The 15,431-nt window shown below is 73.7% G+C and carries 11 protein-coding genes; 6 read left to right on the top strand and 5 right to left on the bottom strand.

What is annotated here, in order from left to right:
• Positions 1-14: 14 nt before the first annotated feature.
• Positions 15-1,109 (top strand): hypothetical protein, encoded by a 1,095-nt coding sequence (locus tag ACQZOG_RS27480; protein WP_037638095.1) that lies wholly within the window; start codon positions 15-17, stop codon positions 1,107-1,109.
• 308 nt (positions 1,110-1,417) lie between these two features.
• Positions 1,418-2,833: a PP2C family protein-serine/threonine phosphatase gene (locus tag ACQZOG_RS27475; protein WP_430741917.1), complete on the top strand. Its 1,416-nt coding sequence runs from the start codon at positions 1,418-1,420 to the stop codon at positions 2,831-2,833.
• Between the two features lie 48 nt (positions 2,834-2,881).
• On the opposite strand, the gene ACQZOG_RS27470 is transcribed toward ACQZOG_RS27475, so the two are convergent.
• On the bottom strand, positions 2,882-4,372 hold the full coding sequence (locus tag ACQZOG_RS27470) for a DNA-binding protein NsdB (protein ID WP_033276459.1): 1,491 nt from the start codon (positions 4,370-4,372) through the stop codon (positions 2,882-2,884).
• A gap of 235 nt (positions 4,373-4,607) precedes the next feature.
• On the opposite strand from ACQZOG_RS27470, the gene ACQZOG_RS27465 reads away from it, so the two are divergent.
• Both ACQZOG_RS27465 and ACQZOG_RS27460 read left to right on the top strand, forming a co-directional pair.
• Positions 4,608-5,744, top strand: coding sequence for an aminoglycoside phosphotransferase family protein (locus ACQZOG_RS27465; RefSeq protein ID WP_351030286.1), 1,137 nt, complete (start codon positions 4,608-4,610; stop codon positions 5,742-5,744).
• A gap of 615 nt (positions 5,745-6,359) precedes the next feature.
• Positions 6,360-8,315, top strand: a complete 1,956-nt coding sequence (locus ACQZOG_RS27460) for an N-acetylmuramoyl-L-alanine amidase (protein WP_430741916.1) — start codon at positions 6,360-6,362, stop codon at positions 8,313-8,315.
• Between the two features lie 78 nt (positions 8,316-8,393).
• Here the strand turns inward: ACQZOG_RS27460 and ACQZOG_RS27455 are convergent, their stop codons facing one another.
• The 3 genes from ACQZOG_RS27455 to ACQZOG_RS27445 form a co-directional block, all read right to left on the bottom strand.
• The gene (locus ACQZOG_RS27455; RefSeq protein WP_033276462.1) at positions 8,394-8,891 is read right to left on the bottom strand and encodes a hypothetical protein; all 498 of its coding nucleotides are present in this window, start codon (positions 8,889-8,891) and stop codon (positions 8,394-8,396) included.
• Positions 8,892-8,982: 91 nt separating this feature from the next.
• Positions 8,983-9,891, bottom strand: a complete 909-nt coding sequence (locus ACQZOG_RS27450; protein ID WP_351030293.1) for a universal stress protein — start codon at positions 9,889-9,891, stop codon at positions 8,983-8,985.
• A gap of 110 nt (positions 9,892-10,001) precedes the next feature.
• Positions 10,002-10,244 carry a DUF397 domain-containing protein gene (locus ACQZOG_RS27445; protein WP_033276464.1) on the bottom strand — a complete coding sequence of 81 codons (243 nt, stop codon included), beginning with the start codon at positions 10,242-10,244 and terminating at the stop codon, positions 10,002-10,004.
• Between the two features lie 299 nt (positions 10,245-10,543).
• Here ACQZOG_RS27445 and paaK point away from each other — a divergent pair, with 299 nt between their 5' ends.
• Positions 10,544-11,845 (top strand): phenylacetate--CoA ligase PaaK, encoded by a 1,302-nt coding sequence (gene paaK, locus ACQZOG_RS27440; protein WP_058915532.1) that lies wholly within the window; start codon positions 10,544-10,546, stop codon positions 11,843-11,845.
• A gap of 145 nt (positions 11,846-11,990) precedes the next feature.
• Positions 11,991-13,766 carry a serine hydrolase domain-containing protein gene (locus ACQZOG_RS27435; protein ID WP_351030298.1) on the top strand — a complete coding sequence of 592 codons (1,776 nt, stop codon included), beginning with the start codon at positions 11,991-11,993 and terminating at the stop codon, positions 13,764-13,766.
• Between the two features lie 26 nt (positions 13,767-13,792).
• On the opposite strand, the gene ACQZOG_RS27430 is transcribed toward ACQZOG_RS27435, so the two are convergent.
• Complete coding sequence (locus ACQZOG_RS27430) at positions 13,793-15,397, bottom strand: phytoene desaturase family protein (RefSeq protein ID WP_430741930.1); 1,605 nt, start codon at positions 15,395-15,397, stop codon at positions 13,793-13,795.
• Positions 15,398-15,431: the final 34 nt, after the last annotated feature.

Genomic DNA, 15,431 nt, shown 5'->3' with positions numbered 1-15,431 from the left:
CCTATGGTGCTGTCATGGAGCACGATCTGAGTCCCTCCGTCCTCGCCGAACTCCGTCGGCCGCGCCCCTACCCGGCGGTGTCGGTGCTGACGCCGACCCACCGCCGCGACCCCCTGAGCACCGAGGACGCGGTGCGGCTGCGCACGCTCGTGGCCGAGGCGAAGAAGAAGCTGGAGTCCGATCCCGCGGTCCCCCGGGACCGGCGCGCCGACGTGGCCGCCCAGCTGGACCGGGCCCTGGCCGAGGTCGATCTGGCGCACGCCGAGGACGGCCTGGCCATCTTCGCCGCACCGGGCGAGCACCAGGTGTGGTCGCTGGCGCGCAGCGTCCCGGAGCGCGTGGTGCTCTCGGACACCTTCCTCACCCGCAACCTGGTCTCCGCGCAGACGGCGGAGCGCCCGTTCTGGGTGCTGTCCGTCGCCGCCGACCGGGCCTCGCTGTGGAGCGGCGGTCCGGACCGGGTCGTCGAGGAGCGCGCCGGCGGCTTCCCGCTGATCCGCGAGGAGCCCAACTTCGACCCCGAGCGGGAGATGCGGGTCGGCGACCAGCCCAGCAACTACCGGGACGAGGACACCCGTCGCTTCCTGAAGGAGGCGGCCACGGCGCTGACGTCCCTGGTGCGGGCCCACCCGAGGCCGCTGTACGTCACCGGCGAACCGGCGGCGCTGTCGCTGCTGTGCGAGTTCGGCGGCGCCTGCAAGGACGCCGTGCAGGTGCCGCGGGGCGGACTGGCGCACGGGACGCCGGAGATGGTGTGGCAGGCGGTGCGGCCCGTGCTGGAGGAACAGGACCGCAAGCGGGCCGAGGAGGTGGCGCGGGAGCTGGAGTCCGCGCGCAGCCGCAAGGAGTTCGCGGCCGGTGTCGACGAGCTGTGGCAGAGCGCCCGCGAGGGCCGGATCCGTCTGCTGGCCGTCGAGGAGAACTACCGGATCACGGTCCGCGACGACGGAGAGCATCTGATCGTCGCCGAGGACGACGACCTCGACGCCCGCGAGGACATCGTGGACGAGATCGTCGAGCAGTGCCTGGAGACCGGAGCCGACGTGCGGTTCGTGCCGGACGGCGCGCTGCGGGACGCGCAGGGCATGGCGGCGGTGCTGCGCTACTGACGGGCGTCGGGGCGCGGAGAGGTCACCGCACCCCGCCGTCGAACTGACACCCGATCCTCGAACGTTTGATTGAGCCCTGCGGGGGTGCCTGACACCCCGTCAGTTCACTTGCGTACCATGGAAGTTGGAGCGTCCGGCGGGCACCATGTGACTACCTCGCGGTAGCTCCGTGAAGACGGTGGCATATGCCAAGGGCACCACCTTATCGTGTGTTGCCAAATCCCTTACGGGCCGTGGCGGCCTGTGCAACAGTCGTAACGGTCCCTCCGCCCGCCCGAAGGCCGTACCGTCCCGCATCGGAGTGCGTCATGCCGTCCCCTCTCTCCGCGGACCGCCCCGCCGCCCGGCCGCCGGGAGGCGGCCCGGTCGACGCGCTCATCTCGCAGACCCGGCGGCTCAAAAGCGAGGTCGACGCCGTCCGCCGTGACACCCCGGCCGACGCGGGGGACCCCCGGGAGCGCTGGCGCCGCGCGCTGTACGACCTGGCGATGCACCAGCTCGACGACCTGGACGAGCACCTGGCGCAGCTGCGGGACGACCCGGCGCCCGCCCCGGCCGAGGAGTTACCCGCGCCGCCGGCCCCCTCCCGCGCCGCCCTGCTCAGCCGGGTCGGCAGCGCCGAGTGGGACCTCCTGACGGACGAGGTGAGCTGGTCGGGCGAGCTGTACCGGATCCTCGGCCGCGACCCGGCCGCTCCCCCGCTTACCCTCGACGAACTGCCCTCCCTCGTGTGCGACGAGGACCGGCCCCGCCTGACCCGGATGGTCACCGGCTGCCTGGTCGACGGCCGCCCCATCGACGGGGAGTTCCGCGTGGTGCACGCGGCCGACGACGTACGGACCGTGCACATGATGGGCGAACCGGTGCTCGGCGCCGACGGCAGCACCGTCTCCATGTGGGCGGTCCTGCGCGACGTCAGCGAACTGCGCCGCTGCCGCACGGCGGTGAGCGAGACCCGTGACTCGCTGCACCGGCACCGGCACGCCGCGGCGCGCAGCGAGCACCGGCTCGCGGTCGAACTGCAGGAGGCCGTGCTCCCGGCGTGGCACGGCTCCCTGCGGTTCCCGCGGCGCGGCCCACGAGCCCTGGACGTGGCCGCCGCCCATCTGCCGCCCTCCGCGCACGCGTCGGTCGGCGGCTGCTGGTACGACGCCCTCGAACTGTCCGACGACGCCACCCTGCTGGGCGTCGGCGAGCTCACCGGACAGGGCGTGGGCGCCGCGTCCGGTGTGGCCATGCTGCTCGGCGCCGTCCGGGGCATGGCGCTGGCCGGCAGCGCGCCCGGCCCCCTCCTCGACTGCCTCGACCGGCTGCTCGACACCACCGCCCAGCCGGTCCTGGCCGGCGCCGTCTGCCTGCGCTACCGGCACGACACCCGCACCGCGGTATGGGCGCGGGCCGGCCACCCCGCCCCGCTGCTCTACCGCGGCCGGGCGGGACGGGCGCTGGACGCATCGCGGGGGACGCTGCTGGGCGCCGCCCCAGGCTCCGCGCACGAGCAGGCCGAGGAGACCCTCGAGGTCGGCGACCTGCTTCTGCTGCACACCGACGGCCTGGTCCCCGGGCACACCGGGACGGCCGCCGCCCACCGGCTCCTCGCCCTGGCGCCCCGGTTCGCCGGGGGCCGTTCCGCCCAGGACTGCGTCCGGGAGGTCGTACGGGAGTTCGGTGAGGGAGAGCGTGCGGAGCACGCCTGTGTGCTGGTGGCGCGCGTCGCCTCCTGACGGGGGATCGCACGTGACGACCGACCCGCGACAAGGGCCGCGTGACCCTCAGGCCCTCGCGGTCCCGCCCTTGCCCCGGGGCTTGGGCAGCGCCAGTTCGATCTCCTCCCGCAGCTCCTGGATCCTCGGGTACGAGGAGTACTCGGCGGTCAGCCGGTACATCTGGCGCAGCCGGTCCCAGGTGCGGCGTGAGGAGTTCTGCCCCATCGACACCAGGGCGAGCCGCGCGAAGCGGTCGGCCTGCTCGGGGTCGTCGGCGATGAAGCACGCGGAGGCCATCGACAGGAAGTCGAAGATCTTCGACCGCTGCTGGGCGTCCACCCGCAGGGCGAGCGCCTTGTCCGCGTAGTGCTGGGCGTGGGCGGCGGCGCCCGGTTCGAACTCCGCGAGCGTGCGGTAGGCGAGGGCCTGCATGCCGTACAGGTCCGCCTCGTTGAACAGCTGCATCCAGTTCGGCGGCGGCACGTCCCCCTTGTCGGAGACGAACAGGTCCTCCGCCCGGCCCAGGGTGCGGCGCATCGCCTGGCCCTTGCCCATGGACGCCTGCGCCCACGCCTCGATGGTGTGGAACATGGCGCGGGTGCGCGGCAGCACCTGCTCACCCGAGCCGGACTGGGCGAGTTTCATCAGGTCGAGCGCCTCGTCGGGCTTGCCCAGGTGCACCATCTGGCGGGCCGCGCGGGACAGCGCCTCGCCGGCGCGCGGGCGGTCGCCGCCCTCCCGTGCCGCGTGGGCGGCGATGACGAAGTACTTCTGCGCCGTCGGTTCCATGCCGACGTCGTGCGACATCCAGCCGGCGAGGACCGCCAGGTTGGCGGCGACGCCCCACAGGCGCCGCTGGAGATGGGGCGGATGGTGGTAGGTGAGCATGCCGCCCACCTCGTTGAGCTGCCCCACGACCGCCTTGCGCTGGAGCCCGCCGCCGCGGGCGGCGTCCCAGGCGCGGAACACCTCCACGGAGCGCTCCAGTTCCTCGATCTCCTGCGACCCGATGGGGGCGGCCTCGTAGCGGTCGAACCCGGCGGGTTCGGCGTGCAGGGGATCGTGCAGGCGGGGGGCGTCTGCGGTCAGGGCCGGATCGGTGTGCAGCCAGTCGTGCATGGCGCTGCTGAGTGCGGAGCCCGCGGTGAGGGCGGCGCCCGCACCCACCAGGCCGCGTCGGTTGAGCATGAGGTCCATTCCCGTGAATTCGGTGAGGACCTCGGCCGTCCGCTCGGGCGCCCACGGCATTCCGTCGGGATGTTCCGCACTCCCGGCGCGTTGCCGTTTCCCCGTACGCCCGTGCCGGACCAGACCGAGATCCTCGATGGTCACGACACGGCCGAGACGCTCGGTGAACAGAGCCGCCAGCACCCGCGGCACCGGATCGCGCGGGATCTCTCCCATGTCGATCCACCGCCGCACCCGGGAGGTGTCGGTCGCCAGCTGCGGATGGCCCATGGCCGCCGCCTGCCGGTTCACCAGCCTCGCGAGTTCGCCCTTGGACCAGCCGGCCAGGCCGAACAGGTCCGAGAGCCGGGTGTTGGGTTGTCCGCTCACGTCAAGCCCCCAGGTTCTCGGCTGAGTTGACAGTAGCCCGGTGGGCAGTGCCGGGCGACTATTCGCCAGGGTTCGCCAGGGTCCGCCAGATGGTGTGCCAGGGCCCCTCGGGTGTCGAGTAGGAACGCGCCACCACGACCCCGTCGCCGCAGGGGCATTCCCCCAGGGTGCGGCCGGGCGGCCGGGTTGGGTGGTGCGCTGACGTCGCAGGCACACGAAGGGATCTGTATCACCCATGTACGCAGCATCGTCCTCCGTGTCCGCCCCGCCCCGGCCGCTGCGTCCGCGTCCGTCGGACAGCGGCCCCTACCTCGCCCCCGCGCGCCCGGCGACCCCCGTGCTCGGCGCGGGCAACGCACGGCGCCTCGCGGGACCGGGCACCCAGCCGCTCAGCGGGAGGCTCGACCTGTCCGGCGCACAGGGCGCGCAACTGCGCACGGCGCTCGCGTCGGTGCACCGCATCTGTCCGGAGTTCGCGCCGGTCCAGGTGCTGCGCCGCACCGGCCGGTCGGTCCTCCTGGTCGGCACGACGGGCCGCAGCACGGCGGTCGCCAAGTGCTTACTGGACCACTCCCCCGCGTGGAGCGAGCGCATCCGGCACGAAATAGCGGCATACCGCTCGTTCGTCCGGCAGCGTCCCCCCGTGCGGGCGCCCCGGCTGATCGCAGCGGACCCGGACAACTGCACGCTGGTCATCGAGCGTCTGCCCGGACGGGTGGCGGCGCTCCAGCGGCACCCGGCGGAGGCGCCGCCCCGGGCGGACATCAGGGCGGCACTCGGCGCGATCTGCCGGCTCAACTCCTGGCGGCCGCCCGCCGGGACGTTCGACGCACCACTGGACTACGCGGCCCGGATCAACCGCTACCACGAGCTGGGTCTGCTCACCGACCGGGATCTCGGGGACCTGCAGAAGCTGCTGCACGGCATCGCCGTGGCGACGGGGCGGCAGGGCATGGGCCAGTTCTGCCACGGCGACGCGCTGCTCTCCAACATCCTGATCTCACCGGCCGGTCCGGTGCTGGTGGACTGGGAGCACGCGGGCTGGTACCTGCCGGGCTACGACCTGGCGACGCTGTGGTCGGTGCTCGGGGACGCCCCGGCGGCCCGGCGCCAGATCAGCCAGATCGCCCAGTCGGCGGGCCCCGCCTCGCGCGACGCGTTCCTGGTGAACCTGATGCTCGTGCTGACCCGGGAGATCCGCACCTACGAGACGGCCGTGCAGCGTTCGATGCACGAGTCGGCGCCCGCCTCCATGGGGGGTCAGCCGGGCGGCACGCCGTCCGGTGAGGAGCAGCGGCTGCTGCTGCGCCGGCTGCACGACGACTGCCAGATGGCCCGGAAGGCCGTGCGCGCGGCGGTCGGCACCCGCTGACCCGGCGTCCGCCGTCCACCGGCTCCCCTCGCCCTGGCGCCCCCGCGGCGGCCGAGGCCGGTGGCGGGGGCCGCGCACCTCGGTTGCCGCGGGCGGCAGCGACGGAGCCGTCCGGTTTCCGGCCTGACACCGACCGCGGGGGCGGACGCGCGGCCGGCCCGCCGAAGCGGCGGCGCCCTCGGGCGCCGGCCCTCGCCCTCGCCGGCGGGCCGTCCCGCGGCATTCGAACGACTGCCCGCAGGTGGCCTCCCCCGCGGGCGGCAGAACCGTCTCCGACCACGGATTCGGCACCGCGCCGCCGGAACCGCGCGACGTCCGGCAGGACACGGTCCGCCTGGCGGCCGCCCACCCCGACCCGCGTGTGCCGGAGCGGCTCCGCACCGGCTGCGGCTGCCCTGGGCGAGAACCTGGCATCGGTATACGGCCAGGCGCGGGCCCCGTGGGGGCGTGCCACCGGTGTAGACCGCTGACGCGCCGCAGGTCCGGCGGGGCCCGCCACGAAATCTCGCCACACCCCGATTGACAAGGGAATTCGCGCCCTCCTGGGCATGATTGACGGATCATCGGCCTGCCGGTACCACTGACGGGTCGCACGACCGTCCCCAGGAGGCTGCATTGCGAGATCTCGCCACCGAGCCCGGCCGTGCGGCCGGGCCGTCCCGACGCGCCGTCCGGGGCGCCCTGGCCGCAGCCGCGTTGACGCTGCCCCTGCTGGGCGCGGCGCCCGACCCGGCCCCGCCGGCCACCGCCCGGCTGCAACAGGCGTTCGCCTCCGCGGCGGCCGCGTACGACGTCCCGCAGAGCGTGCTGCTGGGCGTCTCCTATCTGCAGTCCCGCTGGGACGCGCACGGCGGCGCCCCGAGCGTCACCGGTGGCTACGGGCCGATGCACCTGACCGACGCCCGGACCGCGCTCGCCTCCGCCGGGCACCACTCCACCGGCGCCGAGGACCCGCGCGGCGACGACGCCCGTCCCGCGCTGCGCCCCTCGGAACTCGGCCTGGACACCGCGAAGCTGCCGGACCGGCTGACCACCCTGCCGAGGGCGGCCCGGCTGACCGGCCTGGACGCCGAGAGGCTGCGCGAGGACCCGGCGGCGAACGTGGCGGGCGGCGCCGCCCTGCTGGCCGAGGCGCAGCGCCGGCTGGGCGCGCCGGCCAGCGACGACCCGGCCGACTGGTTCGGAGCGGTGGCGCTGTTCTCCGGCGCCGACGACCGCGCCTCGGCGACCGCGTACGCGAACGAGGTGTTCGCGGTGATCCGGGACGGCGAGGAGCGGGTCACGGACGCCGGCCAGCGGGTCGCCCTGGACGCGAGCCCGGACCTCGCGCCCGATCCGTCGGCGCTGGAGCGCGCCGGACTGCGCAAGGGATCCGCGGCCGGCACGGAGTGCCCGCGGACGGTGTCCTGCGAGTGGATCCCGGCGCCGTACGAGGAGTTCGGCGACGGCGACTACGGCAACCACGACCTGGGGAACCGGCCCGCCTCGCAGCGGATCCGGTACATCGTCGTGCACGACACGGAGGGCGCCTGGGAGGGCGTCCTCGACATGGTCCAGGACCCGACCTACGTGTCGTGGCAGTACAGCCTGCGCTCCACCGACGGTCACATCGCGCAGCACGTGAAGGCGAAGGACGTCGCCTGGCACGCGGGCAACTGGTACGTCAACGCGGCGTCGATCGGCCTGGAGCACGAAGGTTTCCTCACCGACCCGGACGCCTGGTACACGGAGGCCATGTACCGCTCCTCCGCGCGGCTGGTGAAGTACCTGTCCGACAGGCACGGCATCCCGCTCGACCGGCAGCACATCCTCGGCCACGACACGGTGCCCGGCACCACCACGGCCACCATCCCGGGCATGCACACCGACCCCGGCCCGTACTGGGACTGGCGCCACTACTTCGCACTGCTCGGCGCCCCGCTCGAGGCCACGGGCGCGAAGAGCGCCGGCGCCGTCACGATCCGGCCCGACTACGACACCCACCGGCCGGTGTTCACCGGCTGCGAGACCGCCGGGGAGCCCTGCGCCCCGCACGGGTCGAGCGCGGTGCGGCTGTACTCGGACCACGACGTGAACTCCCCGCTCATCACGGACATCGGCCTCGGCTCCGCACCCACCACCGGGGTGAACGACCTGTCCTCGCGGGTGTCCACGGGCCAGCGGTACGCGGTGGCGGACCGCTGGGGCGACTGGACGGCGATCTGGTACCTCGGCCAGAAGGCCTGGTTCCACAACCCGCCGAAGAACCCCACCGCCGTACCCGCCAAGGCCCAGGTGATCACCCCGCGCAAGGGCCTGGACTCCGTCCCCGTGTACGGCCGCGCGTACCCGGAGGCCGCGGCCTACCCGGAGGGTGTGCCGGCGCAGACGGTGTCGCCGTTGCCGTACAAGGTGCTCGCCGGGCAGAAGTACGTGACCGGCGGCAAGGTGCCGGGCGAGTACTACTACGCGGTGACCTTCGACCCGGCCTCGCACCAGGTGGTGCGCGGCAAGGACCAGTACTACGAGATCCAGTTCGGCCACCGCGTCGGCTTCGTGCGGGCCGCGGACGTGACGGTGGCGTCGTCGTGACGCGGGAGCGCGCACCACACGACGGGCGCCCCCGGACCTGTGCGGTCCGGGGGCGCCCGTCGTCGTCCGTGAGCGGGGTCAGCCCTGCTGGAACAGCTCCGCCGGCAGCGGCTTGAGGAGGGCGTACAGGTCGTCGGTGATCGGGCGGTCCCAGGCTGCGATGGTCACCAGGACGTTGTCGCTGCGGTCGAACTGCACGCAGGAGATCCGGCTCTCGGACAGCTTGACGCGGCGCACGATCAGCAGGTTGTCGCCCTGCATCACGGGCACGTCCTCCGTGGAGACGACGGTGATCTCCTCGTCGTTCTCCAGCGCCAGCAGCAGCTGGCCGACCTCGAAGGGCACCTCGCCCTCGGGGACGTCACGCGCCGGGGACCCCTCGGGAAGGTTGCCGATGATCATCGCGGGACCGCGGCCGCCGAACAGGTCGTACCGCAGGAAGACGCCCTGGCAGGTTCCGTCGGGGGCGGGCAGCAGACCCGCGCCCAGGTTGCCGGGCCAGTCGCCCGGGTCCATGGCCAGTACGTCGAATTCGGGCCCGGCGGGTGTGGCGCTTCGGCGGCGGAGGAACGACATGCCGCCATGGTACGTGGCCGAGGCGCGGTTCGGACGGTCGGACGGGAGCCCCGCGACCCCCGTCCGCCCGCCCGGCCCGGCGGCCTCCCGGTCACTCCTCGGCGGGTGCGGGCGGGACGACCGCGACCGGGCTGTGCGCGTGCAGCAGGACCGCCTGGGTGACCGAGCCCATCATCCGGGCGGGCGCGAACAGCCGGCGGCGGTGGCGGCCCACCACGACCAGTGCGGCGTCCCGGGACTCGCCGACCAGGTGACCGGCCGCGTCCCCGGGCACCACGACGGCCTCGGCGGCGACCTCCGGGTGCCGCTCCCGGCAGGGGGCGAGCAGGCCCTCGGCGAGGGCACGCGTCTCGTGCTCCACGGCCTCCTGGTCGACCTGCGCGGGCGCGACCTCTCCGGGCAGCAGCATCGTCTGCAGCGGCCACGGGTAGGCGGTGACGACCCGCAGGCCGGTGCGACGCAGGGCGGCCTCCGTGAAGGCGAAGTCCAGCGTCGCCGTGTCGGGGCTGTCGGCGCTCGTCCCGACGACCACGGGGCCGTCCCGGCGCACCGGCGCCTCCTCCCGCTCCTCCCCGCCGCGTCCCGGCCGGGGCACCACGACCACCGGACACCCGGCGTCCCTGGCGGCGGCCAGGGAGTTCGAGCCGAGCAGCAGGCTGGTGAAGCCTCCGCGGCCCCGCGAGCCCAGCACCAGCAGCCGGGCCTCCGAGCCGGTCTCGGGCAGCAGCGCGCCGGGCACGCCCTCGGTGACGACGTACTCGACGGACGGCGTGCCGCCCAGTTCGTCCACCCGCGCGCGTGCCTGCGCGAGCACCGGGTCCTCGTCGGCGCCGGGCGGCCCGGTGTCCTGTGATTCCTGCCGGGTGCGGAGCGGGTCCGCGCGGACGTGCAGGACGCGCAGGGTGGCCCGGTGCCGCCGGGCGGCGTCCAGGGCCCACTCCAGGGCGCGCAGTCCGTCCGTGGATCCGTCCACCGCGGCGACCACCGGCTGGTCGTCCATGTGCCTCGCCTCCGGATACGGCATCGGGTCCACGCCGTCCCTCGCGGTCCGGCGCGGCTCTCTGCTGATCACGTGTCCGGAAAAGCGCGCGGCACACGTCGCCGGGCGGGTCAGGTCAGGTCGAAGTCGCCCTCCCGCGCGCCCGACACGAAGGCGCCCCACTCCGCGGGGGTGAAGATCAGGGAGGGGCTCTCCGGCCGGCCGCTGTTGCGCATGGCGATGAAGCCCTCCACGAAGGCGATCTGGACGTCGCCCAGACCGTTGCTGCCGGACTGCCACTGTGCGTTGCTGAGGTCCAGCTCGGGCTTGTCCCAGCCTGTGAGCGGGCGCCGCTGGGTGGTGCTCTCGGCCACGTCCGTGCTCCTCCCTGTTGCCGTCGGCGGCCAGCCTAGCGAGGGGTGTGTCCCGCGGACAGGTCGCGGGAGGGGGATGTGGGAAGGCGTGCGGCTGACGGCTGCGGGCCGGTGGGGGCCGGTCGCGCGGTTCCCCGCGCCTCCGACGGGGCGCAGGCGCCGTCACCTTGCACCGCGCCTTCACATGAAAGTGCAGGCCCGGCTCTTGCACCGGAGGGTGGTCGGCTGCGTTACTGGGGCCCGACGCAAACGACCGAATGATCGGTCGTCCGGAATGGGATGGTGAAGGGAAGGTCCTGATGACTCAGGCGGCGGACCTGCTGGACCCGGCGGAGCGGCTCGACCTCGACGGGTTGCGGGCCCTCCAGCTGGAGCGGCTGCGGAACTCCTTGCGACACGCGTACGAGAACGTGCCGTTCTACCGGGAGTCCTTCGACCAGGCCGGCGTCCACCCGGACGACTGCCGTTCGCTGTCCGACCTGTCCCGCTTCCCCTTCACCACCAAGGCGGACCTGCGGGCGAACTACCCGTACGGGATGTTCGCCGTCCCTCGGGAGCGGATCCGCCGGCTGCACGCCTCCAGCGGCACCACCGGACGCCCCACGGTCGTGGGCTACACGGAGAACGACCTGTCCATGTGGGCCGACATGGTCGCGCGGTCGCTGCGCGCGGCGGGCGCCAGGCCCGGCGACATCGCCCACATCGCCTACGGGTACGGCCTGTTCACGGGCGGGCTGGGCGCGCACTACGGCGCCGAGCGGCTCGGCTGCACGGTGATCCCCGCGTCCGGCGGGATGACGTCGCGCCAGGTCACGCTGATCCAGGACCTGAAGCCGTCGGTCATCATGGTGACCCCGTCCTACATGCTCACCCTGCTCGACGAGTTCGAGCGGCAGGGCGTCGACCCGCGCTCCACGTCGCTGCGGGTGGGCGTCTTCGGCGCCGAGCCGTGGACCCAGGACATGCGGCGGGAGATCGAGGAGCGGTTCGCGATCGACGCGGTGGACATCTACGGGCTGTCCGAGGTGATAGGCCCGGGCGTGGCCCAGGAGTGCGTGGAGACCAAGGACGGGCTGCACGTCTGGGAGGACCACTTCTTCCCGGAGGTCGTCGACCCGATCACCGGCGAGGTGCTGCCGGAGGGCGAGCAGGGCGAGCTGGTGTTCACCTCGCTCACCAAGGAGGCCATGCCGATCGTCCGTTACCGGACGCGGGACCTGACGCGGCTGCTGCCGGGCACGGCGCGGGTGTTCCGGCGCATGGAAAAGGTGACCGGGCGCAGCGACGACATGGTGATCCTGCGCGGGGTGAACCTCTTCCCCACACAGATCGAGGAGATCGTGCTGCGCACCCCGGGCGTGGCGCCGCACTTCCAGCTGCGGCTGACGACGAGCGGCCGCATGGACGCGCTGACGGTGCGCGCGGAGGCCCGCGCGGACGCGGACGCGGCGACCCGTGAGGCGGCGGCCCGGTCGATCGTGCAGGCGGTGAAGGACGGCATCGGCGTCTCGGTCGAGGCGGAGATCGTCGACCCCGAGTCGCTGGAGCGGTCGGTGGGCAAGATCCGGCGCATCGTGGACCTTCGGGAGCGGCGCGGCTGAGCCTCCCCGCCGGTCCCGCTCCTCGGGCGCCTCTGTCCACAGCCATTGACATCCGGCACCCCTGACAGGAAAGTTTCATCCGGCGCGATGATCCCCGGAAGTTACTTTCAAAGGGCTCGGGGACCGGACTCGGGAGGGTGGACGGATGGCGGACGCGAGAGGGATGAGCAGGCGTCAAGTGGGGCTGGGGGCACTGGCGCTGGGAGGCGGGCTGGCGTTCGCGTCGCTGCCCGCCGATCCGGCCGCCGCGGCCGCCCCGTCCCTCGGGGGCGGCCGTCCCGCGCTGCGGCACGGGTCGGCGCGGGAGGCCGGGCTGCTGCCCGGTCCCCTGAAGCAACTCGTGACCGACGCCGAGGCGTTCCTCCAGCCGTCCCCCGAACACCCCTGGTACGCGGGGGCGGTTCTGCTCGCCGGACGTGGACGCACCGTGGCGCTGCACAGGCCCATCGGCATGGCCGTGCGCTACCAGGCGTACGACGAGGAGACCGACACCGGCGTCGAGTTCCCGCCGGACCAGCAGATCCCGATGGCCGAGGACACCGTCTTCGACCTGGCGTCGGTGTCGAAGCTGTTCACGTCGATCCTCGCCGTGCAGCAGATCGAGCGGGGCCGCGTCGAGCTGGAGGCGCCGGTCGCCTCGTACCTCCCGGACTTCGGCCGGGCCGGGAAGCAGGACGTGACGATACGCCAGCTGCTGACGCACACGTCCGGCTTCCCCGCGTGGATCCCGTTGTACGAGGCGCCGACGTACGAGGAGAAGGTGCAACGCGTCTACGACGAGGAGCCCGCGAGCCCTCCGGGCACCGCGTACCTGTACTCCGACCTGAACCTGATCTCGCTCCAGCTGGTGCTGGAGCATGTCACCGGGCGACGGCTGGACGTGCTGCTCCGCGAGGAGATCACCGAGCCGCTCGGCATGCGCCGCACCCGCTACAACCCTCCGGCGTCCTGGAAGCCGAAGATCGCGGCCACCGAGGACGCCCGCAAGCCGTGGTCCGGGCTGGACCGGGGGCTCGTATGGGGCGAGGTGCACGACGAGAACGCGTACAGCCTCGGCGGGGTCGCGGGGCACGCGGGTGTGTTCTCCGACGCGTGGGACCTGGCGGTCCTCGCACGGACGCTGCTCGACGGCGGTGTGTGCGGGCGGAGGCGGATCCTGCGGCCGGAGTCGGTGGAGCTGATGTTCACCGACTTCAACACCGCGTTCCCCGGCGACGAGCACGGACTGGGCTTCGAGCTCTACCAGCACTGGTACATGGGTGCGATGGCCACCCCGCGCACGGCCGGGCACACCGGGTTCACCGGTACCGCGCTGGTGCTCGACCCGACCACCGACTCGTTCCTCGTCGTCCTCGGCAACTCGGTGCATCCGGTGCGCGGTTGGCGGTCCGGTTCGGCGCCCCGGGTGGCCGCCGCCAACCAGCTGGCCCGCGCGGTGCCGGTCCGCCCGGCCCGGGGGCGCACGGCATGGTTCTCGGGGATGGCGAGCGCGGCCACGGCGACCCTGGCGCTGCCGGCGCTGGACACCTCGTCCGGCGCGGCCCGGCTGAGCTGCGCGCTGTGGTGGGACACCGAGCCGAAGGCCGACGTCCTGGTGCTGGAGTCCTCGGCGGACGGCGGCACGACCTGGGAGCCGGTGCCGTTCACGACGCGGCGGCGGGGCGGCTCCGCCGAACCGCATCCGACGGGCACGGCCACCGGCTGGTCGGGCCGCGTCTGGCACGACCTGACCGCCGACCTGCCGGCCGCTCCCGGCCTGGTCGTGCGATGGCGGTACACCACGGACCGGCTGTACGTCGGGCGCGGCGCCTACGTCGACGGGCTGCGGGTCGAGAGGGGTCACCGCCGTCTCTTCGACGAATCCCGCCCGGCCGACGCGACACGGCTCCGCGCGGAGGGCTGGAGCCGGGAGGAGGACTGAGCCGGCCACCCGGCCGGGTCGGGTCGTCAGGTCCGGGTGGACTCCAGTACCGCCATCGCCGCGTTGTGGCCCGGCACCCCGCTGACCCCGCCGCCGCGTACCGCTCCGGCGCCGCAGAGCAGCACGTTGGCGTGGGGCGTCTCCACGCCCCAGCGGCCGGTGCCGTCCTGGGCGTGGGGCCAGGAGAGGTCGCGGTGGAAGATGTTGCCGCCGGGCAGCCCCAGGTCGCGTTCCAGGTCCAGGGGCGACTTGGCCTCGATGCAGGGGCGGCCGTCGGCGTCCGTGGCGAGGCAGTCGGCGATCGGCTCGGCCAGATGGGCGTCCAGCTGGGCGATCGTCGCCTTCAACAACTCCTCGCGCACCGCGTCGTTGTCCCGCTCGAACAGCCGCGCGGGAGTGTGCAGTCCGAACAGGGTGAGGGTCTGGTAGCCCTGGGCCGCGAGCTCGGGCCCGAGGATGGACGGGTCGGTGAGCGAGTGGCAGTAGATCTCCGAGGGCGGCGCGTCGGGCAGCCGGCCCGCGTCGGCCTGGGCGTGCGCGGTGGCGAGCTGCTGGTAGCCCTCGGCGATGTGGAAGGTGCCGGCGAACGCCTCGCGCGGGTCGACGGAGCTGTCACGGAGCCGGGGCAGCCGCTTGAGCAGCATGTTCACCTTGAGCTGGGCCCCCTCGGCGTGCGGCGGGGGCGTGTCGCCGGTGAGCCGCGCCAGCTCCTCCGGGGAGGCGTTGACGAGGACGTGGCCCGCGGTGACGACGCCCTCGCCGTCGGCCGTGCGGTGGGTGACCTCGGCGGTGCGGCCGTCGGTCTCGACGCGTACGGCCTCGTGACCGGTGGCGATGACCGCGCCGGCCTCGCGGGCGGCGTCGGCGAGCGCGTCGGTGACCGCTCCCATGCCCCCGACCGGGACGTCCCAGGCGCCGGTGCCGCCGCCGATGACGTGGTACAGGAAGCAGCGGTTCTGCTTCAGGGACGGGTCGTGGGCGTCGGCGAAGGTGCCGATGAGGGCGTCGGTGAGGACGACGCCGCGCACCAGGTCGTCGGAGAAACGGTCCTCGACGGCGACGCCCAGGGGCTCCTCGAAGAGGATCCGCCAGGCCTCCTCGTCGTCCACCGTGCGGCGCAGCTCCTCGCGGGTGGGCAGCGGCTCGGTGAGGGTGGGGAACACGCGTCGGGCGACCCGGCCGGTCAGGTCGTAGAAGCTCTGCCAGGCCCGGTACTCGCGGTCGGAGCCGGTGAGCCGGACGAACGCCTCGCGGGTGCGTTCCTCGCCGCCGCCGACGAGGAGGCCGGTGGGCCGGCCGTCGCGCTCGGTGGGCGTGTAGGAGGAGATGGTGCGGGTGCCGAGGCGGAGGTCGAGCCCCAGGTCGGTGAGGATCTTCCGGGGCAGCAGGCTGACCAGGTACGAGTACCGGGACAGGCGCGCGTCGACGCCGGCGAAGGGGCGCGTGGAGATCGCCGCGCCGCCGGTGTGGTCCAGCCGCTCCAGCACCAGTACGGAGCGCCCGGCACGGGCGAGATAGGCGGCGGCGGTGAGGCCGTTGTGGCCTCCGCCGACGATGACGATGTCGTACGTCCGGGACTCCTGAGCTGCGGTCATGCCTCTTCGTAGCACGTGATGATCGGCCGCGGCCAGAGGTGACCACGGGGGAGAAGGGCAGGACCGGCGG

The organism is Streptomyces sp. P13-3-3, assembly GCF_050571355.1.
Classification (GTDB): domain Bacteria; phylum Actinomycetota; class Actinomycetes; order Streptomycetales; family Streptomycetaceae; genus Streptomyces; species Streptomyces althioticus.
This window is presented reverse-complemented; position numbering and strand designations above follow the sequence as displayed.

What these genes read in the sequence shown, in the direction of transcription:
- ACQZOG_RS27465 (WP_351030286.1), top strand. Translation starts at nt 4,608, where the DNA reads ATGTACGCAGCATCGTCCTCCGTGTCCGCCCCGCCCCGGCCGCTGCGT.
- ACQZOG_RS27455 (WP_033276462.1), bottom strand. Translation starts at nt 8,891, where the DNA reads ATGTCGTTCCTCCGCCGCCGAAGCGCCACACCCGCCGGGCCCGAATTC.
- ACQZOG_RS27450 (WP_351030293.1), bottom strand. Translation starts at nt 9,891, where the DNA reads ATGGACGACCAGCCGGTGGTCGCCGCGGTGGACGGATCCACGGACGGA.
- paaK (WP_058915532.1), top strand. Translation starts at nt 10,544, where the DNA reads ATGACTCAGGCGGCGGACCTGCTGGACCCGGCGGAGCGGCTCGACCTC.
- ACQZOG_RS27435 (WP_351030298.1), top strand. Translation starts at nt 11,991, where the DNA reads ATGGCGGACGCGAGAGGGATGAGCAGGCGTCAAGTGGGGCTGGGGGCA.
- ACQZOG_RS27475 (WP_430741917.1), top strand. Translation starts at nt 1,418, where the DNA reads ATGCCGTCCCCTCTCTCCGCGGACCGCCCCGCCGCCCGGCCGCCGGGA.
- ACQZOG_RS27480 (WP_037638095.1), top strand. Translation starts at nt 15, where the DNA reads ATGGAGCACGATCTGAGTCCCTCCGTCCTCGCCGAACTCCGTCGGCCG.